Raw genomic sequence first — 19,877 nt, forward strand, 5'->3', positions numbered from 1 at the left:
GCGCCTGCCGAGGGTCCGCCGCTCGCCGGTTCGCGAGCGGCGGACCGTGCGGGCGGCGGATCGCGCGGCGCGGGCCGGAGTCGGTCAGGCCGTCCGGGCCCGTTCGGCGCAGGCCAACGCCGCCCGCAGGAACTCGGCGGTCGCCGAGTCCTCCGCCTTGACCAACTCGGCCGGCGTGCCCGCGAAGACGACCGTGCCACCGTGCTTGCCGCCACCGGGGCCCAGGTCGACCACGTGGTCGGCGCGCTTGACCACGTCCAGGTTGTGTTCGACCACCACCACCGTGTTGCCCGCGTCCACGAGCCGGTCCAGCAGCCGGATCAGGGTGTCCACGTCGGACATGTGCAGGCCCGTGGTCGGCTCGTCGAGGATGTACACGCTGCCCGTCCTGTGCAGCTCGCTCGCCAGCTTGAGCCGCTGCAACTCGCCGCCGGAGAGCGAACTCAGCGGTTGTCCCAGGGTCAGATAGCCCAGGCCGACCGAGGCCAGCGACCGCACCCGAGTGCGCAGCGCCTCCTCGACGAAGTAGTCGATCGCCTCCTCGGCGGTCAACGCCAGCACGTCCACGATCGACCTGCCGCGCAGCGAGTACGCCAGGACCTCGTCGCGAAACCGCCGCCCCGCGCACGCCGTACAACGGGTGGTCACCGGATCCATGAAGGCCATGTCGGTACGCACCACGCCACGCCCCTGGCATTGCGGGCAGCCGCCCAGCGAGTTGAACGAGAACAGCCCCGGATCCACGCCGTTGGCCTTCGCGAACAACCTGCGCAGCGGGTCCGCCACCCCGACATAGCTCGCCGGCGTCGAGCGGGAGGAGATCCCCACGCCCGACTGGTCGACCACCACCGCCGTCGGGTGTGCCGCGACCAGGACGTCCGAGATCAGCGTGCTCTTGCCGGAACCGGCCACCCCGGTGACCACGGTGAGCACGCCGGTGGGGATGTCCACGTCCACGTCGCGCAGGTTGTGCAGGTTCGCGCCGCGAATCTCCAGCACGCCGGTGGGCCGGCGAAAGTCCGGCTTGAGCGGGCCGGCCCGGCGCAGCGCCCGCCCGGTCGGCGAATCCGACACGCGCAACTCGGCGAAGCTGCCCTCGAACGTGACGGTGCCGCCGTGGATACCCGCCCCGGGCCCGACGTCCACGACATGGTCGGCGATCGCGATCACGTCCGGATCGTGCTCGACCACCAGCACGGTGTTGCCCTTGTCCCGCAGCCGGGTGAGCAGATCACCCAGCCGCACCACGTCGCGCGGATGCAGCCCCACGCTCGGCTCGTCGAAGATGTACGTCATCCCGGTCAGGCTCGACCCCAGGTAGCGCACCATCTTCAGCCGCTGCCCCTCACCGCCGGACACCGTCGAGGTGGGCCGATCCAGGTGCAGATAGCCGAGCCCGATCGCGACGATCCGCTCCAGCGCGAGCGCCGCGGGTCGAGCCACCCGGCGGGCGACCGGGTCGGCCAACCCGGTGAGCACCCCGACCAGGTCGCCGATCTCCATCGCCGCGTAGTCCGACAACGAGTGCCCGTCGATCAGCGACGCGCGCGCCGCCTCGTTCAGTCGGGCACCCGCGCAGTCCGGGCACGCCCCCTCGGCGACGAACCGGGCGATCGTCTCGCGGCTCCGCTCGGCCAGCGCGGAGGTGTCGCGGTTGAGGTAGAGCCGGTTGAACCGGTCCACCAGCCCCTCGTAGTCGATGTGGTGCCGGCCGTTGCTGTTGACGATCTCCACCTTGGCGCCGGTGCCGTACAGGAACAGTCGCCACTGCTCGTCGGTGAACTCGCGGATCGGGACGTCGGTGGGGTAGAGGTCGTGGTTCGCGTACAACTGCCACTGCCAGCCGCCCACCGCGAACCCCGGGTGTCGGATCGCGCCGTCGCGGATCGCCAGGGACGGGTCGAGCAGCGCGTCCAGGTCCAGTCGGACGGTGCGCCCCAGCCCCTCGCAGGTCGGGCACATGCCGTTCGGGTCGTTGAACGAGTAGTGGTTGGCGGGCCCGGCCCCGGGTGTGCCGTGCCGGGAGAACAGCACCCGCAGCAGCGGGTGGATGTCGGTCATCGTGCCCACCGTGGACCGCGAGTTGCCGCCGACCGGGCGCTGGTCGACCACGATCGCGGTCGACAGGTTCTCGATCGTGTCCGCCGTGGGCCGCTCGTGCTTGGGCAGCCGGTTGCGGATGAACGTGGTGAACGTCTCGGCGAGTTGCCGCTGCGACTCGACCGCGATGGTGTCGAAGACGATCGACGACTTGCCCGAACCGGACACGCCGGTGAAGACGACGATCCGGTTCTTCGGGATGCGCAGCGACACGCCCTTGAGATTGTGTTCCCGGGCGCCGGTGATCACGATGTGGTCGTAGTCCATGTGGCCAACGTACGAAGGTGTCCCTGACAGGTGTTGTCAAGGATTTCGGAACGATTGCGCACTGCCCCCAGCGGTCGCGAACCGTCGTCGCCGACCGCGCGACGGCCGGGAAAGCGGTTGCGCCGCGCGGACCCGATCGAGCACCATCGCCGCCATGACGAACCTGGCGAAGACCACGCACACCACGAACCGAAAGGGCGGCGACCGCCCGGGCGCGTGACCGCCCCGACGCCGGCCGCCGAGCCGACCGACCCGCAACCTCGCCCGAGCACCGTGCCGTCGAGCCGGTCCGGGCACGACGCACCCCGCTTCGGCTACGGGGACGCGGCGCACCGAGCGATCGAGGCCGACCGCGACGGCCCGACGGCTCGCGAGATGTTCGCGCGCACCGCGGACCCGGACGCGGCAGTCCGGCTGCGCGCCCTGACGTTGTTGACCGACGTCGGCCACGACGGCGAGCGGTGGCCGGCCGCCGCCGACGTGGCCGCGCACCTGTCGACCGACCCCGACGAACGGGTCCGCCGCGCCGCCGCCTGGCTGCTCGCACACGTCGATCTCGACCGGGTGCTGCGCGCGGCGTACGAGCCGCCCGCCGACCCGGTGGCCGGCCTGGCGCTCGTGGAGGCCGCGCTCGGCCGCTGGGCTCGGGACGCGGACGCCGCCCGACTGGATCTGGCGGAGCACCTGCGCGAGCACCCGGACCCCGCCGTGCGGCTGCGCGCGGGGCTGGCGGCGCTCGCGCTGTGCGCACCCGAGCGGCACGACACCTGGGAGCGGGTGATCCGGGGTGCCCTGGCCCCGGCCGACCGGCTGGCCGGCCCGGGTTCGCGGGTCCGGTGGACCGTGGCCGAGCTGTTGGCCTCCGCGCTGGTGCGCGGCGGGCGTGCCGAGGCCGACTGGTACCTGTGGGCCGACCTGCTGATTCGTTCCCCGGACCCGGCGACGGCGCGGGTGGGCATCGGGTTCGGGTACCAGGCGATCCGCACCTGGCGGGCCGGACCGGCCCGATTGTGGCCAGCCCTCGGGCACGCGCTCGACCACCCGGACCCGGACGTACGAGCGGCCGCGGTGCACACGATCGGCCGTTCCACCCACGCCACCCGCAGCGCCGCGACCACGCTCGCGCGACTGACCGCGGATGCGATCGTGGGCCTGCCGGCCGCCGCCGCCCTGGCCCGGGAGGGCGATCGCCGGGCCCTGCCGACGGTGCGCGCGGTGCTGGCCACGACGGCCACGGACACGACGCACCCCGGACTGGCGCGGGCCGCGGCCGGCTTCGCCGACGACCCGTCGGCTCCCCTGCGCGACGCCGCACTCGGCCGGTTGGCCGGGCACGACGCCGCCGCCTGCGTACGTTCGCTCCGCGAGCGCGGCTGCCTGCTGCCCGCGGCGCTGGCCGCACTGAACCCCGGCCTCCCGGGCGCGGCCGCGGCGGTGCCCGCGCTGATCGCGGCGTTGGCCGACGTGACGAGCGTCGAGGCGCACACCTGGCCGCGCGGCCGGCTCGCGCAACTGCTGGGCGAATTCGGCCCGGCGGCGAGCGATGCCGTACCGCTGCTCGAACGCCTGGCCGCCGACGCCCCCGAGCGGCACGTGGCCCTGGCGCTGATCCGGATCACCGGCGACCGCGCGCTCGCGGAGGCTCGCCTGGACGCGCTCGGACCCGCGGTCCGACGTCCACGTCAGGCCGTGGTCCTGCTCGACTGGCTCGTGGACCACGGCGGCCTGAACGCACGCCACTCCGCCGAACTGTGGTCGCTGGCGGCGGACCCGACCCGGACCTACGGGCCGGTCCTGGTTCCGCTGTGGCGGCACGCCGGGGAGGCCGCCCTGCCGGTCCTGCTCGCGGCGCTGCCGCAGTTGTTGGAGGCCGACGTCTACGGATCGTTCGTCTACCGCCTGCTCGGGGAAATGGGCGCGGCGGCGGCGCCGATCCTGCCCGCCCTGGACCCGATCATCGACCGTCGCGAACGGGCGCCCGGGCCGGACGAGGACGACGACGAGGTCATCCGCGACGAGCGGTTGGTCGAGCGGGCCCGGGCGGCGCGGGCCCGGATCCTCGCGGCTGTTGCCAGTAGTGCGCAACTGCCGGGTGCCGGCAACTAAGCTCGTGCCATGACCGCTTCACCCATCGTCCTCGGCATCGAATCGTCCTGCGACGAGACCGGCGTCGGCCTGGTCCGGGACGGCTGGCTGCTCGGCCACGCGGTGGCCACGAGCATGGCCGAGCACGCCCGATTCGGCGGCGTGGTGCCGGAGATCGCGGCCCGCGCCCACGTGCACGCGCTCACCCCCACCGTGCGGGCCGCACTGGACTCGGCCGGGCTGCGTCGGCGCGACATCGGCGCGGTCGCGGTGACCACCGGACCCGGCCTGGCCACCGCTCTCCAGGTCGGCGTGGCCGCCGCCAAGGGCTTCGCGCTCGCGCTGGACGTGCCCCTGTACGGCGTGCACCACCTGGCCGGACACGTCGCGGCCGACACCCTCGAACACGGCCCGCTGCCCGACCCGTGCGTGGTGCTGATCGTCTCCGGCGGCCACACCTCGCTGCTGCTCGTGCGCGACTTCGCCCGCGATCCGATCGTCCACCTCGGCGACACCCTCGACGACGCGGCGGGCGAGTGTTTCGACAAGGTGGCCCGGGTGTTCGGCCTGCCCTACCCGGGCGGACCGGCGATCGACCGGGCCGCGCGCGAGGGCGACCCGAACGCCGTCGCCTTCCCGCGCGGACTCACCGGCCCGCGCGACGACCCGTACGCGTTCTCCTTCTCCGGCCTCAAGTCCGCCGCCGCCCGCTGGGCCGAGCGCTCGCGGGCCGGCGGCGGCACGTTGCCGGTCGCCGACGGCGCCGCCGCGCTCCAAGAGGCGGTGGCCGACGTACTGACCAGCAAGGCCGTCGCCGCGTGCACCGCGCACGACGTGCGCACCCTGGTCGTGGTCGGCGGGGTCGCGGCCAACTCCCGGGTGCGCTCGCTCGCGGCCGAACGCTGCGCCGCCGCGGGCATCACGCTGCGGGTGCCGCCGCCCCGGCTGTGCACCGACAACGGCGCGATGATCGCCGCCGTCGGCGACCTGCTGATCCGGGCCGGCACGGCGCCTGCTCCGCTCGACGTGTCCATCGACCCGTCCGCGCCCCTGGAGTACGCGTGCCTGCACCCCGTGGCGACACCCACCCGGGCGGCCGGATGAACCCGAACATCCGCCGCTTCACCGTCGCCGACCTCAGCCGGTACACGGCCGGCATCCGAGCCGTCTACGCCGAGGCGTTCGCCGAACCGCCGTGGCACGAGGGCCCGGAACAGGCCGTCGAATACGCGCGACGGCTCGCCGCGGACAGCGGTCGACCGGGCTTCGTGGGCGCGATCGCGGTGGCCGAACACACCGGCGCCGTGCTCGGGTTCGCGACCGGTTGGACCACCGCGACACCGATGCCCACGAGCCGCTCGTACGGCGACGTGGCCCGGGCCCTGGGCCCGGCGCGGACCGCGGCGTGGTTGTGCGGTGCGCGAGAGGTGGACGAACTCGCGGTCGGCGGCCTGGCCCGCGGCACCGGCGCCGCCGCCGCGCTGCCGAACGCGGTGACGGCGGATGTGCCCGACGGCCGGTGCCGGCTGCTCACCTCGACCCGGGCCGAACCGGCGCTGCGTTTCTACGCCCGGCAGGGTTGGCGCCGCGTCGCCCACGCCGAGTCGCCGGACACCGCGCTGCTGCTGCACCCTCGGCATCCGGCTCCCGACGGGCCGGCGTCGCCGCCTCAGGGCGTGTAGCGCAACATCCAGTCGTTGTCCGCGTTGCGACCGAACTCGGGATCGTTGGGCGGATCGGCCGGGAGTTCCTCGACCTGGTCGGCCGCCGCGACCCGCTCGGGCAGCTTGCCCCAACGGGCGGCCCGATCGGCCTGCTCGACGCCCTCGCCGGCGGATTCCTTCGGCTGCTGCCGCTCACGCTGTTCTTCGATGTCCATGAGCCCCTGCCCTGTCCGAGCCGTGCACCTTGACGCCCCAACGGTAGCGCTCTTCGCCGCGGGGATACTGGGACCGTGTACGCCGAACGTCGTTCCCGCCTGGCACCGCTGACCGTCTGGACCCGCACGGTCGAGGTCGCCGGATCCGAACGGGTGCTGCCGGACGGCTGCATGGACCTGATCTGGTCCGGCGAGCAACTGATCGTGGCCGGCCCCGACACCCTCGCGCACGCGGTCGAGAACACGTCGGGGGCCCGCTACGCGGCGGTGCGCTGCGTGCCCGGGATCGGGCCCGCGCTGTTCGGGCTGCCGGCCGACACGCTGCGCGATCGACGGGTCCCGCTGGCCGATGTGTGGGGCGAGCGCGCGGTGCGGGTGCTGACCGAACGCATCGCCGGCGCCGCCGATCCGGCCGCCTTCCTCGAACGGCTGGCCGCCGAGCGGCTGCGCGACCACGACGCCGACGCGGCCCGCTTCGCCGACGCGGTGGTCGGCGAACTGCGGGCCGGCGCCGACATCGCCGCGATCGCCGCCGAGGTCAATCTGAGCGAGCGCCAACTCCACCGGCGCTCGCTCACCGCGTTCGGCTACGGGCCCAAGACGCTGGGCCGGGTGCTGCGCCTGAACCGCGCGCTGGACCTGGCCCGCGGCGGGCTGCCGGCCGCCCGGGTCGCCGCGGACGCCGGCTACGCGGACCAGGCCCACTTCGCCCGCGACGTCAAGGCCCTGGCCGGCGTCCCGCTGCGCACCCTGCTGTCGGGCTGACGCGCTACGGAGCCTGCTTCGGCAGCGGCGCGAGCAGGTCCACGGCGTTCCCGTCCGGGTCGTGCAGGACCGCGTACCGCTGCTCCCAGAACGCGTCCCACGGCGCCAGATATCCGGTGTGCCCGGCCGCGACCAGCTCGCCGTAGACCCGGTCCACGTCGGCCGGATCGGTGAACGCGAAGGCCAGCGAGGCCCGGTGGTCGCCGGTCGGCGCGGTCCACCCGGGGGCGAACGAGCGGACCGTCTCGACCGTGTCCAGCACCAACAGCGGCCCGTCGGGCAACGACACCTCGACATGCGGGAGAGCGTCGTGCTCGGCGGGGATGTCCAGGCCGAGCGCCCGGTAGAACGCGAGCGACGCGGCCATGTCGGCGACCACGAGCCCGATGAAGTGGAAACGAAACGCACGAGAAGTCATACCCGCACGCTAGCCGGCCCCGTGGTCGCGTTCTTGAACGAATCGGACGTGTCCGCCGGCGTGTCGGGCCGGCCGCACGCGCCGGACGGGTGCCCGGCGTCGCTCAGCCGCGTTCTCGGCGGGCCGCCGTCAGGGCGAGCAACGTGGTCGCCGCGGCCAGGGCACCGCCGAACCACAACACCGCCGAGGTGGCCACGGCGTCCACCGTGATGCCGCCGAGCAACGAGCCGAGCGCGATCGCGACCTGGAACCCGGTGACGAACACCGCGGACGCCGCCTCGGGCGCGTCCGGGGCCGACCGCGACATCCACGCCTGCAGGCCCACCGGTACCGCGCCGTAGGCGAGGCCCCAGACGAGCATCGCCGTCACGGTGCCCGGCGTCCGGGGCCCGGACAGCGCGAGCAGCACCATCGAGCAGGCGAGCAGCCCGGCCGCGACCGCGAGTGTGCCGTACGCGGCGCGTCCGATGTACGCGCCGGCCACGAAGTTGCCCAGCACACCCGCCACGCCGTAGCCGAACAGCAGCCCGCCGATCGGTCCCGGCCCCAGGTCGCCGACCTGCTCCAGGATCGGCCGGATGTAGGTGTAGGCGCCGAAGTGGCCGGCGACCACCAGGACCAGTCCGGCGGTGCCGATGAGTACGGTGCGTCGACCCAACAGCGCGCCCAGCTCGCGTGGTCGCACGGCCCGCTCGGCGGGCAGCGGTGGCAACAACACGAGCAGGACGATCAGGACGAGGGCGGCGAGCCCCGCCATCACCGCGAACGCGACGCGCCACCCGGCCCATTCGCCGATCATCGTGCCGATCGGCACCGCGATCACCGAGGCCATCGAGACCCCGCCGAAGATCACCGCGGCGGCCCGGCCGACCGATCGGGCGGGCACCAGGCGCACCGGCAGGCTCGCGCCGATCGCCCAGAAGCCGCCGATGGCGGCGCCCACGAGCAGGCGGGCCACCAGCAGGGTGGCGAAGTTCGGCGCCAACGCACTGATCGTGTTGGCGGCGAGCAGCACGAGCATCATCGCCGCCAGGACGATCCGCCGGTCCACCCGACCGGCGGCGACCAGTACGAGCGGCGCGGCGAGGCCGGCCACCACCGCGGCCGGCGTCATGGCCAGGCCGGTGGTGCCCTCGGATACGTGCAGGCCCTGCGAGATCGGGGTGAGCAGGCCGACCGGGAGCATCTCGGTGCCGACCACGGTGAAGGTGCCTGCGGCGATGGTCGTGACGGCGAGCCAGGACCGGGCGCCGGCGGTCTCGGGAGCGGGCTCGTCGTGGGGTCCGGGGTCGGGGGCGGACGCAGCGGTGGAGTCGGTGTCGACGACTGGGTTGGGCATGCCGCTCAGCCTGGCCGGCGCACCGGACCCCCGACAACGGCCAAGATCGCATGCGAGCACAAGTCTCGCTTATGCTCGCAGGTCGAAGTCCGGTGCCCGGCCGAGCACGCACCCCGTGTGGGCGGGTTCGGGGGTGCCCGAGGGGGAGGAGAGTGCGGATGAGCGTGGAGTTCCGCGAGTTGGAGTGCTTCGTCGTACTGAGCGAGGAACTGCATTTCACCCGTACCGCCGCGCGGCTCTACACGTCGCAGGCCCGGGTCAGTCAACTGTTGCGGCAACTGGAGGAGCGGATCGGCACCCGGCTGTTCGAGCGCAACAGCCGCCGGGTCCGGCTCACTTCGCAGGGCGAGCTGTTCCTGGCCGAGGTGCGGCCCGCGTACGGCGCGATGGTCGACGCGGTCGACCGGGCCCGGGGCCGCGCCCGCGGCATCGAGGGAGTGTTGCGGATCGGCTTCGTCGGCACGCCCTACGGCACCCTGCTGGACCTGGTCGGCGACTTCCGGGCCGGTCATCCCCAGGCGCGCGCCGACCTGGTCGAGACCCCGCTGTCGGATCCGTTCGGCCCGCTGTTGCGCGGCGAGATCGACGCGGCGTTCGTGACCCTGCCGGTGGTCGACCCGGCGCTGCGCACCGGCCCGGTGATCGCCGTCGACCCGCTCGTGCTGGGGGTCTCCACCCGACACCCGCTCGCGGCGCGGGACCTGGTGGACGCCGAGGAGTTGGCCGAGTGCCTGTTCGTGGACATCGCCGGCCCCGCGCCCGCGCGTTGGCGCGAGCTCCAGTCGCCGACGGCCACGCCGGGTGGCCGGGAGATCACCCACGGACCGGGTGCCGGCACCCTTCAGGAGGCGTTGTCGTTGATCGCCGCCGACCTGGGGGTACTGCTGTTCTGCGCGCAGTTCGCCGGTTACAACGGGCGACCCGACGTGGCGTTCGTACCGGTCACCGGCCTGCCCGAGTCGGCCGTCACGCTCGCCTGGCGCGCCGGGCAGGAGACGAATCTGCTGCGCTCCTTCGTCGCCGCGTCGACCCGACTGTCGACGCGGGCCGCCTGAACCGGTCGCGACCGGGTCGACTCGGCGGCGCCGGAACATGACGATCCATCGACAAAACGACGTCGTCGACGGGGTCGAGTCGGGTCGGCCCCGCCCCTGGGCCGCAGTGCCGCCCCGGGGGCATACCGTGAGGTCGTCAACCCGTCTCGGACCGAAGGACCTGGTCATGCCGCTGCTCACGATCAAGTCTGAAGGTGAGGTCGAGATCGAGGTCCGTCGCTCACGCTTCCTGTGCGCCGTCGCGCGCGTGGGCGACGACGCCGCGGCGCAGGCGTTCCTGGCCCGCCGCCGGGCGCTGCATCCGTCCGCGCGGCACAACTGCTCGGCCTGGATCGCGGGCGGTCAGGAAAAGGGCTACGACGACGGCGAACCGTCCGGCACGGCCGGTGCGCCGATGCTCCAGGTGCTCCGGCGCCGCGAACTCACCGAGACGGTCGCGGTGGTGACCCGCTACTTCGGTGGCATCATGCTCGGCGCCGGCGGCCTGATCAGGGCGTACGGCTCGGCGGTCACCGAGGCGGTGGACACCGTGGGAGTGGTCGAACTGCGGCCGATGCTGGTGCTGACCGTCGACGTCGACCACACCCACGCCGGCCGGCTGGAGAACGACCTGCGCGGGCTCGGCCACCAGGTGCGCGACATCCGCTACGGCGCCGAGGTGGCGATCGACGTGTGTGTGCCGGAGCCGGACCGGGAGCGTTTCACCGCCCGACTGACCGACCTGACCGGCGGCCGGGCGAGCGCCCGGGAGACGGGGCGCACTTTTGTCGAGGTGGACGCTCCCCGAAACACTTCCTGACGCACTTCTTGCGCCGGTGCGCCCCAAAGCCGGTTGAAACGCTTCCCAGGTCGGAACACCAAGGGGTGTATGGGTGCTCGCGCGGGGGCTGCGGGAAATGAGGAAGTGATGACGGCTGGATACGACGAGAAGTCGGCGACCGACCAGGCGGAGGTCGTCCGGGTGGTGCGCGAGCGGGTGATCAAGGCTCGTGCGGTGTTGTCCGAGGCCAGTGCCGCGCACGATACGAACGCACTGTCGCCCGCGCTGGACGAACTGGAGGACGCGCTGCACGCCGCCCGTGAATACGGCGTGACGGTCCCACCACCGGCGGACGGCGCCTGACCCGCGCGCCGGGTCGGCTCAGGGGTTCTCGTGCAACCCCGCGTCGGCCGGCCCGACGACGAAGCGGGTGAAACGTACGCGCAGACCCGCGCGCTCCGGCGAGCAACAGAACGGCCCGGCGAACGCATCCGCGTCCCGGGCCAACGGCGCCAGTCGGATGGTGCGCCACGGGTCGTCCTCGGCACGCGCCCGAATGGTGAGCGCGTCGCCGGCTCGGCTGACCCGGACGGTGACCGACCGGCCCGCCCACTCGGGCACCGGCGCGATCGACCAGTCGGACATCTCCCGGGTGACCACGGCGCCCACGTGCAACGCGCCGTCGGTGACCTCGACGCCGGCCTTGACCCAGGTCCGCTCGTCCACGCGGACGAACAGGCCGGCCTGGTCGTAGAGCGTGTCGAAGTCGCCGTCGAAGGTCACCTCCACCGAGGTGTCCGGGGCCAACTCGGTCAGCAGCGCGCTGCCGGTGTCCCGGGTGAAGCCGTACGAGGTCTGTCGCCAGAAGTCGGCGCCGGCGTGCGGCGTCACCACGAGCGCGGCGCCGACCCGTCGGGCCGCGGCGGGCGGGTTGAGCCAGTGTGCGTCGTCCCAGTCCACATCCTCGGTGCTCATCCACCGAGCGTAGTGCGGGCCGCCGAGACGACGGCGGCGGACTCGGAGCGTTCGGGCCCGGAACGCTCCTCGCCGCCGACATCGCCTCGGTGGCCCGACGGACGGTCGGATCGACCCGAGTCGGATCGACCCCGCGTCAGATCGACCTGTGCATGCCACCGTCGACGATGTAGTCGACACCCATGATGTTCGCGGCCCGCTCCGAGGCCAGGAACAGCACCACGTCGGCGACCTCCTGCGGTTCGGAGACGCGGCCGGTGAGCACCCCCATCGCCTGCGGCAACACCTCGTCCATGAACACCTGCGCGGTGGTCCCGGCGGACGCGGCCATCAGGTCCGCGAACTGCCCCGGGTCGGTCCACAGCGGGGTGCGCACCGGACCGGGCGAGACGGTGTTGACCCGCACGCCCTGCGGGCCGAACTGCTCGGCCAGCGACTTCGAGTACGAGCTGAGCGCGGCCTTGGAGGCCGAGTAGTGCACCAGCGACGCGGACGGCAGGTGACTGTTCAGCGAGCTGATGGTGACCACCGCGCCGCCGCCCCGGGCCAGGATGGCCGGCATCGCGGCCGTGGTCGCGCGCACCGCGCTGAACAGGTTGATGTCGAAGATCCGCCGCCACTCGGCGTCTTCGACCTCGATGATCGAGGGGGTCGGCGCGCCGGTGCCGACGTTGTTGACCAGTACGTCCAGCCCGCCGTGCGCGTCGACGGCGACCTGGACCAACTCGGCCGGACCGTCCGGGCGAGTCAGGTCCACGGCCACCGGGAGTACGTCGAACTCCTCACGCAGCGCCGCCAGTTCGGGGGTGACGGTGCGGCTGCCGGCGACCACTCGGGCGCCCTCCTCGGCGAAGCCGCGCACGATCGCCAGGCCGATGCCCTTGCTGCCACCGGTGACCACGACGACCTTGTTCTTCAGGTTCAAGTTCATGGCTCAATCATTGCTTCGCGGAAAACTCATCGCTGGCGGAAAACCGCCGTCGCGGTCCGGGAGGCAAGCGCGAGCGGGGGCACGTGCCGAGGGTGCGTGGGAGGGCCGACGAGTCGGCCGGTACGTGGCGTCCCACCGCATCAGCCGGGTCGGCTCGCGGTGAATGCCGCGTCGAGCAGGGCGCCGGTCTCGGCGATGGCGGTGGACAGTGTCGAGGGGGTCAGCCGGGAGACGATCTCGTCGACGCCGCGCAGGCCCGCCCGATCCACCAGCGTCTTCTCGTTGGTCACCCACTCGCCGCGGCCGGCCGACACCGCGTGTGCCGCCTCGCAGGTCGCGCGGCCGATCGCGCCCGCCACGTCGGTGAGACGGCCCCGGTCGGCATGCGCCCGGTCCGCGTAGTCCAGGGTCAGCCGCGCGTCGTCGCTCCACCGGGTGTGCCCGGCCCGGCGCAGCGCCTGCGGGTAGGAGGGGCGCGGCAGTTCGCCGAACAGCACCCGGTTGACCGCGAGTTCGGCCACCACCAGGTAGGTGGGCACGCCGGCCAGGTGGAACAGCAGCCGTTCGACCTCGAACCGGCCCTCCCGCGCATCGGCCAACCGCCGCTGCACGTCCGCGAGTTCGCGGTAGTGCAGGTCGACCGCCCGGTCCTGGACGGTCAACCAGGCGCCGCCGTTGAAGACCCCGCCGCCCCACGCGCCGAACTCGGAGACCTCGCCCGGCCAGCCCAGGCCGCGGACCGCGTCCGGGGTGAACCCGTCCCGGTAGTAGACCGAGAAGTCCCAGTCGCTGTCCGGGCGATGGGTGCCCTGGGCGCGCGATCCGCCGAGTGCGACGGCCGCGACGCCGGGCAGCGCGGCCAGTCGTTCCGTGACGTGGGTGGTGAAGGATGCGTCACTGGTCATGATCGCAGGCTATCTCGCCCCCGGACCGGATCGGCGCAGCCCCACGGGGGCCGGCCGCCGCCGATCGGGCCCGGGGGCCGCGTCGGTCAGGGACGCAGGTAGCCGCGGGCGACCGCCTCGTCGATCAGTTTCAGCGTGTAGGTCCACAACGACGGCGAGCCGTCCGCGATCGTGCTGCCCTGCTTGGCCAGCACCTCCGTGCGGGTGAGGTCGTACTCGCGCCAGGTGCCGCCCTCGGTGTGGAAGTTGAGCAGGCACGGTTGGAACCGGTCGACCGCCTTGGCGAAGCGGGCGTCCGGGGTTTCACGGGCCTCGAATTCCTCCCACAGCGCCTGGAGTTGCTTGCCCTGCTCGGCGGGCAGCAGGCCGAAGATCCGGGCCGCGCCCCGCTGCTCGCGCTCGGCCTGGTCCGCCTCGGCGACCGTGTCGTAGTAGAAGGTGTCGCCCGCGTCGATCTCGACCAGGTCGTGGATGAGCAACATCCGGGTCACCCGCGCGACGTCCACCTCGGTCGCGGCGTGCTCGGCCAGGGTGCCCGCGAGCATGGCCAGGTGCCACGAGTGCTCCGCGGTGTTCTCGCGTCGCGACGCGTCCGCGATCAGGTTGCGCCGGACCACGCCCTTGAGCCGGTCGATCTCCAGGACGAAGCCGATCTGCGCGGCCAGGTGCGCGTCGGTGGGCGGGAACAGCGGGACACCGGACAAGGCGACTCCTCGGTCGAACGATCGGGCGGCGTCCGGATCGTCGCACCCCCACCCGCCCGGGCGGCGGCCGGCAGTCGACCGCCGCCGGCGCGCGGCGCGGCGAAGATCGCGGACACCTCCACGATATGCAATGCGCTTGGGCCGACCCGGCCCCGGTGGGGTCGAGCCGACACCCGAGCCCGCGGAGCTAACGCAACTTGGTCAGCAGGGCGGGGAGGTCGGCCAACGCGCCCTCGACGATCGCGGTCGCCATCGGCGCGAACGCGGCGATGTCGGTGCCGGCCCAGTCGATCGGGCCCTGCGGCGGCTCCGGGTCGTACTCGATGCCCAATTGGATCGAGCGGGCCACGTCGGCGCCCGCGATCCGCTCGACCACGTGCAGCGCCATGTCGATGCCGGCGGACACCCCGGCGGCGGTGATCACGTCGCCGTCCTCGACCCAGCGCTCGGCGACCGGTTCGGCACCGAAGGCGGTCAGCCGGTCCCGGAACAACCAGTGGCTGGTGGCCCGGCGGCCGGCCAGCAGTCCCGCCTCGCCGAGGATCAGCGAACCCGTGCACACCGAGGTGGTCCAGGTCGCGGCGGCGGACGCGGTCCGCACGTAGTCGAGCAGCGCGGTGTCGGCGAGCGCGCGCAGGGTCGCCTGCTCGCCGCCGGGCACGCACAGCAGGTAGGGCGCGGGCACCTCGGCGAAGGTGCGGTCGGCGGCCACCCGCAACGGGGCATCGGTGGGCATCGGGTCGGTGTGCGCGCCGACCACGCTCACCTCGTAGTCGCTGCCGAACCGGCTCAGGCTGGTGAACACCTCCAGCGGACCGACCAGGTCCAGCAGGGTCAGGCCCGGATACAGCAGGAAGGCGATGGTCTTGGGCGCGGGAGCGGCGGTGTCGTGCTCGGCGAATGAGGTCATGGGCCGACCCTCGCGCGTGCGCGCCGGGGGCACGAGGACGATGTCCGGATCCTTGTGATCCCGGTCCTTCGGACACTAGGTTTTCGGGTCATGGACCTCCGCCCGGACGCGCGCCGGATGATCGTGGTCGGCTACCCGGACTCCGCGCTGCTGGACATCGCGTGTGTCACCGAGACGTTGGCCACCGCCAACACGCTCGGCGCCGACCCGCCGTACGACATCCGGCTGGCCGGTCTCGGCGGCCGGCCGCTGCCGTGCTCCGGCGGCTTCGAGCTGACCCCGCACCTTCCGCTGGAGCATGTGGTGGGCCCGGTGGACACGCTGCTGATCTGTGGTGGACAGGGCCATGAGCGGGCCGCCCGGGACGAGCGCTTCGTCGGCCATGTGCGGCGCGCGGCCGGGCCGGCGCGCCGGGTGGCATCGGTGTGCACGGGTGCCTCGGTACTGGCCGCGACCGGGCTGCTGGACGGCCGACGGGCCACCACGCACTGGGCGTACGCCCGGCAACTGGCCGCCGACCGGCCCGCCGTCACGGTGGACGCGGCCCCGCTGTTCATTCGGGACGGCCGGATCTCCACGTCGGCCGGGGTGACCGCGGCGCTCGACCTGACGTTGTCCTTCGTCGAGGAGGATCACGGCCCGGAACTGGCCCGGCACACCGCGCGCGGCCTGGTCACCTATCTGCAACGGCCGGGCAATCAGGCCCAGGTGTCCATGTTCGTGGCCGCGCCGGCCCCCGAACATCCGCTGGTGCGGCGGGCGATGGCCTACGTGACGGGCAACTTGGAGGCCGACCTGAGCACTGCCGCACTGGCCCGCGAGGTGGGCGTCGGGGCCCGGCACCTGTCCCGGCTCTTCCGGCTCGAACCGGGCACCTCGCCGGCGCGCCATGTGCGGGTGACCCGGACCGAGGCCGCGGCCCGGCTGCTGGTGTCCACCCGACTGCCGCTGAGCGCGATCGCGCGCCGGTGCGGTTTCGGCACGACCGAGACGCTGCGGTCGGCCTTCGCCGAGTTGTACGCGTGCTCGCCGTCGGCCTATCGGCGATCCGCGGGCGCCGCGGTCGGGCCGTCGGCATCGGCCGCCGCCGCGCCCTCGGGCACGATGTAGTCGCGGATCAGGCGTTCGGCGTCGCGTACCAGCGGACGGAAGACCTTGTATCGCGACAGCGTGATCACCCGCTCCACCATCGGCGTGGTGCGGGCGACGAACGCGCGCGACTTGGCGCAGTCGGGCGAGCGGTCGTAGACCCAGAAGAGCACGATGCCCATCAGGTGCAGCCACAACAACTCGGGCAACAACTCGGCGAGTTCGTCGTCGATCCGGAGCGAGGAGCCGCGCAGCACCTCGGCGAACAACGTGGTGACCTGGGCGCGGACCGGATAGGACTCGGCGGAGAACGGGCTGAGCGGGCTCTCCGGGTCCGCGGCGTTGCGGAAGAACTGCACCGCGAACGCGTGATAGGGCTCGGCGACGTCCAACCACGCGGAGAGCACCACCTGGAGCCGCTCGCCGAAGTCGCGGACACCGCGCAGGTCCTGCCGGCACCGGTCGACGTGCTCGCGGGTGACCTGATCGTAGAAACCGTGGATGAGGTGTTCTTTGGAGCCGAAGTAGTAGTAGGCGTTGCCGACCGAGACGCCGGACTCCTGGGCGATGGCCCGCATGGTGGTCTTGTCGTAGCCGCGCTCGCGGAACAGCCGCAGCGCGGTCTCCAGGATCAGAGACCGCGTCTGCTCGCTCTTGCCGGGGCGACCACCCCGGTCCGGCGGGTCGCCCTTGCCGGCCGGGTTCGATGCGTCGGTGTCTTCCACGTGCTCCACGACAGGCAAGGTTAGTGCGCGATCTCGCACCGGTCGTCACACGCGACCACCGTCCAGGGTTCCCGGTAGGGGTCGGCGTAGGGATAGGGCGGCAGGGGTTCGCGGCGGCTGACCGCCCGGATCCGGGCCGCGGCCAGTACAGCGGCGCGGGCCATCGGCATGCCCACGGGGGTGGCGAGCCGGCGGGACAGGCCGCGATAGGCGCGCAGTGCCCACAACACGGTGATCCACGCGGCGGCGCCCGACCACACCTCGCCGCCACCGCCCACGACGGTCAGTTCGCGCACGGTCGCGGGGTGGTCGAGTTCGGGGAAACGGTTGTGTGCCCGGGGCGAGTCGGCCGGGAGCAGATCGACGGCGACCAGGGTCTGTTGCCGGGCGATCCAGTCGCTGAGCGCGGTGCACAGCGGGCAGCCGGCGTCGTAGAGGACGGTGAGTCGGCGGATCGGGGCGGGCGGCTCGGGGTCGGACACGCCGTGCCGGGCCGTCCCCTCCGATCGGCCCGGCACGGTGTTCACGGGTTCGGCGATCATCGGGATCAGACCCCGGGCGCCGGGCGGGTCGTGCTCTGCGGGACCACCGGCGGCATCAGGTCGCGGCCGGAGATCTTGTGCGCGCGGGGCGCCCCGCCGGTGCCGCTGCGGTACGCCTCGTCGTCGAGACCGCGCTGCCGGATCCGGTTCAGCACGTAGACGTTCAGCAGGTGCAACACGCCCAGGACCAGCAGTACGGTGCCCAGCTTGACGGACAGTGCCTCGACCGATTCGCGGGCGTTCTCGACGGCGTCGCCGACCTTGAGGTAGAGCGCGACGAAGCCGAGGTTGACGAGGTAGAAGCCGACCACCAGGAGGTGGTTGACGGCGGCGGCGAGTTCCTCCCGGCCGTGCAGGACGTCCCGGAGGAAGATCTGCCCGCTGCGGCTGAGGGTGCGGGCCACCCAGATGGTGAGCCCGATGCTGACGAGCAGATAGATGGCGTACGTGACGACGGTCATATCCATGACCCGGCTCCTTTTTGAACGTGTTCAAACCGGCCGACGAGCGTGACTGTAGACCTGTTTTTGAACACGTTCAAGTCGCCGAGGGGTCGGTGTCGGAGACCCGGCCGAAAACGGCGAAACCCGCCGACCGCACCGCAAATACGGGGTGATCGGCGGGAGTCGGTGGAGCGTGATCGGTCGTGACGGGCCCGTCGCGACCTCGGTCGCCGGATCGGCGCGGCATCGGGGCCGGGTCAGCGGGCCGCGGCCGGGTCGGCGACGGTGGGCCGGCCGCCGTCGCGGTGGGCGCGCCGGACGTCCTCGATCCAGGCGCGGCTGAACATCGCGGACAACACCGCGACGCCGCCCCGGTGGATCCGGACCTCGCCGTGATCGATGTGACCGACCAGGCGGATCGTCCGACCCTTGGCGGCGGTGGGCCGGCCGGCGTCCTTGACCCGGCCGCGGCCGGTCCAGCGCAGCCCGTCCTGCTCGACGACCGCGTCGTCGGCGACCAGCAGCTTGAGCATCGCGTGGTCCAGGTCGACCCGAATCTCGATGTCGCCCGCGTCGATCCGCGGCGAGCGCAGGTCCAGCACGGTGGCGGCGCGGCGCTCGCGGACCTCGAACGAGGTTCCGGTCGTCCAGTCGCCCAGGTGCTTGGTGGTGGTGTGGTCGGCGTGGATGCGAATCGGGGTGGTGGTCATGGCGGTTCCTCTCGGACGGTGACGCCTCGGCCGACGGCGGGGCCGGATTTCCCCGCTCGCTGCCGATACATGAATAGTGGCATGGCGACTAGTGTTTCGGCAACTAGTATCACTGGAGTTAGTTTCCGGGCATCCAGTACGCTGAGGCACATGACGACGACCTTCCGCAGATCACCGCTGGCCCTGGCGCTGCTGGGGCTGCTCTACCGCGAGCCGATGCACCCGTACGCGATCCAGCAGCGGATCAAGCAGTGGGGCAAGGACAAGGTCGTCAACGTGGGCCAGCGCGCGTCGCTGTACAAGACGATCAATCGGCTGCGCGAGGCCGACCTGGTCGCGGTGCGCGAGACCGAACGCGATCAGCAGTACCCGGAGCGCACCGTCTACGAGATCACCGAGGCGGGTCGGATCGCGTGCCACACCTGGATGGCCGAGATGCTCGACACCCCGCGCAACGAGTTCCCCGAGTTCCCCGCCGCGCTGTCCTTCCTGGCCCTGCTCACCCCGGAGACCACGCGCGCACTGCTCACCCGGCGTCGGGACCGGCTCGTCGCCGATCTGGCGGCGCTCGACGCGGACGCGACGAACGCGGCCGGGTTCGCCCTGCCGCGGGTGCTGACCCTGGAGGACGAATACCTGCGTGCGGTCACCGGGGCGGAACTGGCCTGGGTGCAGGCGGTGTTGGTCGACCTGGCCGAGGGTCGGCTGAGCTGGAGCCAGGATTCGCTCGCGGCGTTCGCGGAGCCGGTGGCGCAGTAGCGCCCGAACGCGCCGACGCGGCCCGCACCGACTCGGGCGGGTCGCCGCCCCGCCGGCCGTTCTCGCGCGGCCGACGCGCCGCGTCCGGGGCGGGCCGGTTCGGTCGGGTGGCGGCCGTATCATCCACATGATCGACGACTCGGTGACCGCGCTCGGCCCGGGCGCGCCGGGTGGCGACGACCCCGGGAGCGACCTTGTCCGACGCGCTGGAGTACCACGCCCTGCACATCGCAGTGGAGACCGAGAGCGAGGGCCGCGCGATCCTCGACGAACTCGCCCGGGATCCGGGCCGGTTCGGCGAGATCGCCCGGAAACGGTCCAAGGACCCGCTGTCCGCGGCGCACGGCGGCGATCTCGGCTGGGGGCAGGAGGACGACTACGCGGAGGCGTTCGCCGAGGCGTTGGTCAAGCTGCGCCCGGGCCAGTTCAGCGACCTCGTCGCGTCCCAGTACGGCTTCCACATCATCAAGCTCGCGAACACCCGTCCGGCCCGCTTCGTCGACGAGGACTGACGGG

The 19,877-nt window shown here is 72.8% G+C and carries 23 protein-coding genes; 10 read left to right on the forward strand and 13 right to left on the reverse strand.

Going from position 1 to position 19,877, the window contains the following annotated elements:
• Positions 1–84: 84 nt before the first annotated feature.
• A complete protein-coding gene (locus ACH4U8_RS42255) occupies positions 85–2,367 on the reverse strand; it encodes an excinuclease ABC subunit UvrA (RefSeq protein ID WP_395783661.1) in 2,283 nt (760 codons plus the stop codon).
• Between the two features lie 216 nt (positions 2,368–2,583).
• Between ACH4U8_RS42255 and ACH4U8_RS42260 the strand changes: the two genes are divergently transcribed.
• From ACH4U8_RS42260 to ACH4U8_RS42270, 3 genes are read left to right on the forward strand one after another with little or no spacing between them, the layout of a single operon-like run.
• Positions 2,584–4,473 carry a hypothetical protein gene (locus tag ACH4U8_RS42260; RefSeq protein ID WP_395783663.1) on the forward strand — a complete coding sequence of 630 codons (1,890 nt, stop codon included), beginning with the start codon at positions 2,584–2,586 and terminating at the stop codon, positions 4,471–4,473.
• Positions 4,474–4,482: 9 nt separating this feature from the next.
• On the forward strand, positions 4,483–5,556 hold the full coding sequence (tsaD, locus tag ACH4U8_RS42265) for a tRNA (adenosine(37)-N6)-threonylcarbamoyltransferase complex transferase subunit TsaD (protein ID WP_395783665.1): 1,074 nt from the start codon (positions 4,483–4,485) through the stop codon (positions 5,554–5,556).
• Complete coding sequence (locus ACH4U8_RS42270; RefSeq protein WP_395783667.1) at positions 5,514–6,134, forward strand: GNAT family N-acetyltransferase; 621 nt, start codon at positions 5,514–5,516, stop codon at positions 6,132–6,134. The genes tsaD and ACH4U8_RS42270 overlap by 43 nt, the downstream gene beginning before the upstream one ends.
• On the opposite strand, the gene ACH4U8_RS42275 is transcribed toward ACH4U8_RS42270, so the two are convergent.
• Positions 6,122–6,331 (reverse strand): hypothetical protein, encoded by a 210-nt coding sequence (locus ACH4U8_RS42275; RefSeq protein ID WP_379992769.1) that lies wholly within the window; start codon positions 6,329–6,331, stop codon positions 6,122–6,124. The genes ACH4U8_RS42270 and ACH4U8_RS42275 overlap by 13 nt on opposite strands.
• Before the next feature lie 75 nt (positions 6,332–6,406).
• On the opposite strand from ACH4U8_RS42275, the gene ACH4U8_RS42280 reads away from it, so the two are divergent.
• A complete protein-coding gene (locus ACH4U8_RS42280; RefSeq protein WP_395783669.1) occupies positions 6,407–7,096 on the forward strand; it encodes a helix-turn-helix domain-containing protein in 690 nt (229 codons plus the stop codon).
• 4 nt (positions 7,097–7,100) lie between these two features.
• On the opposite strand, the gene ACH4U8_RS42285 is transcribed toward ACH4U8_RS42280, so the two are convergent.
• Complete coding sequence (locus ACH4U8_RS42285; protein WP_360315142.1) at positions 7,101–7,514, reverse strand: VOC family protein; 414 nt, start codon at positions 7,512–7,514, stop codon at positions 7,101–7,103.
• 103 nt (positions 7,515–7,617) lie between these two features.
• Entirely contained in the window at positions 7,618–8,853 is a 1,236-nt protein-coding gene (locus ACH4U8_RS42290) for an MFS transporter (protein ID WP_395783671.1), read from the reverse strand.
• A 158-nt stretch (positions 8,854–9,011) separates the two neighbouring features.
• Between ACH4U8_RS42290 and ACH4U8_RS42295 the strand changes: the two genes are divergently transcribed.
• The 3 genes from ACH4U8_RS42295 to ACH4U8_RS42305 all read left to right on the forward strand — a co-directional run bounded on the left by ACH4U8_RS42295 (position 9,012) and on the right by ACH4U8_RS42305 (position 11,031).
• Positions 9,012–9,908: a LysR substrate-binding domain-containing protein gene (locus ACH4U8_RS42295; protein WP_395783673.1), complete on the forward strand. Its 897-nt coding sequence runs from the start codon at positions 9,012–9,014 to the stop codon at positions 9,906–9,908.
• Between the two features lie 166 nt (positions 9,909–10,074).
• Complete coding sequence (locus tag ACH4U8_RS42300; protein ID WP_360315148.1) at positions 10,075–10,707, forward strand: YigZ family protein; 633 nt, start codon at positions 10,075–10,077, stop codon at positions 10,705–10,707.
• Positions 10,708–10,815: 108 nt separating this feature from the next.
• Entirely contained in the window at positions 10,816–11,031 is a 216-nt protein-coding gene (locus ACH4U8_RS42305; protein WP_360315150.1) for a hypothetical protein, read from the forward strand.
• An 18-nt stretch (positions 11,032–11,049) separates the two neighbouring features.
• Here ACH4U8_RS42305 and ACH4U8_RS42310 read toward each other — a convergent pair whose 3' ends face one another.
• The 5 genes from ACH4U8_RS42310 to ACH4U8_RS42330 form a co-directional block, all read right to left on the reverse strand.
• Positions 11,050–11,643, reverse strand: a complete 594-nt coding sequence (locus tag ACH4U8_RS42310) for a DUF1349 domain-containing protein (protein ID WP_360315152.1) — start codon at positions 11,641–11,643, stop codon at positions 11,050–11,052.
• A gap of 136 nt (positions 11,644–11,779) precedes the next feature.
• Positions 11,780–12,574 carry an oxidoreductase gene (locus ACH4U8_RS42315; protein WP_360315154.1) on the reverse strand — a complete coding sequence of 265 codons (795 nt, stop codon included), beginning with the start codon at positions 12,572–12,574 and terminating at the stop codon, positions 11,780–11,782.
• A 140-nt stretch (positions 12,575–12,714) separates the two neighbouring features.
• The gene (locus ACH4U8_RS42320) at positions 12,715–13,479 is read right to left on the reverse strand and encodes a nucleotidyltransferase domain-containing protein (RefSeq protein WP_360315156.1); all 765 of its coding nucleotides are present in this window, start codon (positions 13,477–13,479) and stop codon (positions 12,715–12,717) included.
• Positions 13,480–13,565: 86 nt separating this feature from the next.
• Entirely contained in the window at positions 13,566–14,183 is a 618-nt protein-coding gene (locus tag ACH4U8_RS42325; protein ID WP_395783675.1) for an HD family hydrolase, read from the reverse strand.
• 187 nt (positions 14,184–14,370) lie between these two features.
• The gene (locus tag ACH4U8_RS42330) at positions 14,371–15,093 is read right to left on the reverse strand and encodes a DJ-1/PfpI family protein (protein WP_395783677.1); all 723 of its coding nucleotides are present in this window, start codon (positions 15,091–15,093) and stop codon (positions 14,371–14,373) included.
• A 90-nt stretch (positions 15,094–15,183) separates the two neighbouring features.
• Here ACH4U8_RS42330 and ACH4U8_RS42335 point away from each other — a divergent pair, with 90 nt between their 5' ends.
• Entirely contained in the window at positions 15,184–16,203 is a 1,020-nt protein-coding gene (locus ACH4U8_RS42335) for a GlxA family transcriptional regulator (RefSeq protein WP_395783679.1), read from the forward strand.
• Here ACH4U8_RS42335 and ACH4U8_RS42340 read toward each other — a convergent pair.
• The 4 genes from ACH4U8_RS42340 to ACH4U8_RS42355 form a co-directional block, all read right to left on the reverse strand.
• Positions 16,131–16,916, reverse strand: a complete 786-nt coding sequence (locus ACH4U8_RS42340; protein WP_395783681.1) for a TetR family transcriptional regulator — start codon at positions 16,914–16,916, stop codon at positions 16,131–16,133. The genes ACH4U8_RS42335 and ACH4U8_RS42340 overlap by 73 nt on opposite strands.
• An 11-nt stretch (positions 16,917–16,927) precedes the next feature.
• Positions 16,928–17,449 carry a DCC1-like thiol-disulfide oxidoreductase family protein gene (locus ACH4U8_RS42345; RefSeq protein WP_360315166.1) on the reverse strand — a complete coding sequence of 174 codons (522 nt, stop codon included), beginning with the start codon at positions 17,447–17,449 and terminating at the stop codon, positions 16,928–16,930.
• A gap of 5 nt (positions 17,450–17,454) precedes the next feature.
• Positions 17,455–17,916, reverse strand: coding sequence for a hypothetical protein (locus ACH4U8_RS42350; protein ID WP_360315168.1), 462 nt, complete (start codon positions 17,914–17,916; stop codon positions 17,455–17,457).
• Positions 17,917–18,149: 233 nt separating this feature from the next.
• Positions 18,150–18,602, reverse strand: a complete 453-nt coding sequence (locus ACH4U8_RS42355) for a hypothetical protein (protein ID WP_395783683.1) — start codon at positions 18,600–18,602, stop codon at positions 18,150–18,152.
• Positions 18,603–18,752: 150 nt separating this feature from the next.
• Between ACH4U8_RS42355 and ACH4U8_RS42360 the strand changes: the two genes are divergently transcribed.
• Entirely contained in the window at positions 18,753–19,361 is a 609-nt protein-coding gene (locus ACH4U8_RS42360; protein ID WP_360315172.1) for a PadR family transcriptional regulator, read from the forward strand.
• Positions 19,362–19,555: 194 nt separating this feature from the next.
• A complete protein-coding gene (locus tag ACH4U8_RS42365) occupies positions 19,556–19,873 on the forward strand; it encodes a peptidylprolyl isomerase (RefSeq protein ID WP_360315174.1) in 318 nt (105 codons plus the stop codon).
• Positions 19,874–19,877: the final 4 nt, after the last annotated feature.

The sequence above is a fragment of the Embleya sp. NPDC020886 genome (assembly GCF_044333915.1).
In the GTDB taxonomy this organism is placed as follows: domain Bacteria; phylum Actinomycetota; class Actinomycetes; order Streptomycetales; family Streptomycetaceae; genus Embleya.

Bases quoted from the DNA above. Each gene is read 5' to 3' on its own strand.
- ACH4U8_RS42255 (WP_395783661.1), bottom strand. From the start codon at position 2,367: ATGGACTACGACCACATCGTGATCACCGGCGCCCGGGAACACAATCTC.
- tsaD (WP_395783665.1), top strand. From the start codon at position 4,483: ATGACCGCTTCACCCATCGTCCTCGGCATCGAATCGTCCTGCGACGAG.
- ACH4U8_RS42275 (WP_379992769.1), bottom strand. From the start codon at position 6,331: ATGGACATCGAAGAACAGCGTGAGCGGCAGCAGCCGAAGGAATCCGCC.
- ACH4U8_RS42285 (WP_360315142.1), bottom strand. From the start codon at position 7,514: ATGACTTCTCGTGCGTTTCGTTTCCACTTCATCGGGCTCGTGGTCGCC.
- ACH4U8_RS42290 (WP_395783671.1), bottom strand. From the start codon at position 8,853: ATGCCCAACCCAGTCGTCGACACCGACTCCACCGCTGCGTCCGCCCCC.
- ACH4U8_RS42295 (WP_395783673.1), top strand. From the start codon at position 9,012: ATGAGCGTGGAGTTCCGCGAGTTGGAGTGCTTCGTCGTACTGAGCGAG.
- ACH4U8_RS42300 (WP_360315148.1), top strand. From the start codon at position 10,075: ATGCCGCTGCTCACGATCAAGTCTGAAGGTGAGGTCGAGATCGAGGTC.
- ACH4U8_RS42305 (WP_360315150.1), top strand. From the start codon at position 10,816: ATGACGGCTGGATACGACGAGAAGTCGGCGACCGACCAGGCGGAGGTC.
- ACH4U8_RS42310 (WP_360315152.1), bottom strand. From the start codon at position 11,643: ATGAGCACCGAGGATGTGGACTGGGACGACGCACACTGGCTCAACCCG.
- ACH4U8_RS42315 (WP_360315154.1), bottom strand. From the start codon at position 12,574: ATGAACTTGAACCTGAAGAACAAGGTCGTCGTGGTCACCGGTGGCAGC.
- ACH4U8_RS42320 (WP_360315156.1), bottom strand. From the start codon at position 13,479: ATGACCAGTGACGCATCCTTCACCACCCACGTCACGGAACGACTGGCC.
- ACH4U8_RS42330 (WP_395783677.1), bottom strand. From the start codon at position 15,093: ATGACCTCATTCGCCGAGCACGACACCGCCGCTCCCGCGCCCAAGACC.
- ACH4U8_RS42335 (WP_395783679.1), top strand. From the start codon at position 15,184: ATGGACCTCCGCCCGGACGCGCGCCGGATGATCGTGGTCGGCTACCCG.
- ACH4U8_RS42345 (WP_360315166.1), bottom strand. From the start codon at position 17,449: ATGATCGCCGAACCCGTGAACACCGTGCCGGGCCGATCGGAGGGGACG.
- ACH4U8_RS42350 (WP_360315168.1), bottom strand. From the start codon at position 17,916: ATGGATATGACCGTCGTCACGTACGCCATCTATCTGCTCGTCAGCATC.
- ACH4U8_RS42355 (WP_395783683.1), bottom strand. From the start codon at position 18,602: ATGACCACCACCCCGATTCGCATCCACGCCGACCACACCACCACCAAG.
- ACH4U8_RS42360 (WP_360315172.1), top strand. From the start codon at position 18,753: ATGACGACGACCTTCCGCAGATCACCGCTGGCCCTGGCGCTGCTGGGG.